Annotated in this window: 1 protein-coding gene; it reads right to left on the minus strand. The window is 55.6% G+C overall.

The features are described from left to right. Positions 1 to 243, minus strand: a 243-nt coding sequence (locus GO615_RS28180) for a hypothetical protein (protein WP_211167438.1), incomplete at its 3' end; no start/stop codon positions are given. Positions 244 to 421: the final 178 nt, after the last annotated feature.

Genomic DNA, 421 nt, shown 5'->3' on the forward strand with positions numbered 1-421 from the left:
GCGCAGTACTTTCTTCACTCGCCCGACCATGCCCGGCGCATTGTTGTGCGCTTTCATCTGCAAATAGAGCGGGTCGCCCATCACCGGGCGATTTAACAACCAGGAAGAACTCACCGGATAACGGCTCATCACATCCACTTCGGCCTCAGGCGTGAGCGTGTTGATGGCATCTAAAAGCCCGCGCAAAATGGCGCTATCGCCACGGTTGCCGCAGGTGTGGTTGCCAAGAATCAATAATTTCATAATGACCTCAAAAAATTAGCCTGCGCGAAGCAGCGTTTTCATCTTCTCGTTACGGCACAACTGGCGCTTCATCTCCACTACCAGCGGGTGGCGGGAGAGCACAATCATCACCCCAAAGGCCAGTACGCCCGCGGCAATTTGCACCGCCAGCAGTAACGCCAGTGACAGCTGGCCGTTC

Source organism: Aromatoleum evansii (genome assembly GCF_012910805.1).
Taxonomy (GTDB): Bacteria; Pseudomonadota; Gammaproteobacteria; order Burkholderiales; family Rhodocyclaceae; genus Aromatoleum; species Aromatoleum evansii.